Raw genomic sequence first — 666 nt, 5'->3', positions numbered from 1 at the left:
CCCAGTGTTCCGCACGGATGTGGAGAGCCTAAAAGACTTCGATCACCTTACGGCTTCTCTTTTTGAGAGCCTGGATGGGTTTGCGGCGAGTTTGCGGCTGCGCCGGCGACGACTCCACCGGACGCTGTGCAAGCCTTGCTTGTCTCAGCCGCGCCGTCTTCTCGGCGCGTTGTGCGCGTTCAGCGGCCAGCGTCTCTTGGCTGATGCGTTTGGCGCGGTCGTATCTTTCCTTGTCATGATTGCGCGTCACGGACACCTCCTAGCCAGCAACAAAAATCCTGCGAACCTTTTTGGTGACACGCTGCTTGCGTTCTATGGGAGACGGCGTGATGGCCTGTGCGAGGCGCGCTTCCTTTAACCGCGCCGTCTTGGCGGCGCGCTCAGCACGTTCCTTGTCGACAATGATTGCTGCAGCTGATGTGGTCTTCTCGTTGCGAGCGTCATTATTGGTCCGCGGCATCTCAGCGCCTCGCCTTAATTCTTGTCGCCCGCAGAGCCATTTTGTACCTGGGTCGTGCTCTAACCTGGTGTATCGCCCCCTTGGGCGAGATTTTGCCTCGATGAGCCGGCTTCATGCGCAGGTGGTTGTCGTTGTCCGCTTGTGGGATGGCCATCTCGGTTCTCCTATGCGGGCCGAACTTCGATATGACACAAGTGTTCCAAGGC

Annotated in this window: 2 protein-coding genes; both read right to left on the bottom strand. The window is 58.6% G+C overall.

The annotated features are described in order from the left end of the window. Positions 1-28 precede the first annotated feature (28 nt). Complete coding sequence (locus tag EN914_RS37450) at positions 29-250, bottom strand: hypothetical protein (RefSeq protein ID WP_127389786.1); 222 nt, start codon at positions 248-250, stop codon at positions 29-31. A gap of 9 nt (positions 251-259) precedes the next feature. Continuing rightward, on the bottom strand, positions 260-460 hold the full coding sequence (locus tag EN914_RS37445; RefSeq protein ID WP_013525113.1) for a hypothetical protein: 201 nt from the start codon (positions 458-460) through the stop codon (positions 260-262). Between the last annotated feature and the right edge of the window lie 206 nt (positions 461-666).

Source organism: Mesorhizobium sp. M7A.F.Ca.CA.001.08.2.1, from assembly GCF_003998455.1.
Classification (GTDB): domain Bacteria; phylum Pseudomonadota; class Alphaproteobacteria; order Rhizobiales; family Rhizobiaceae; genus Mesorhizobium; species Mesorhizobium ciceri.
Note: the sequence above shows the minus strand (reverse complement) of the source record. Positions and strands in the feature narration are given on the sequence as shown.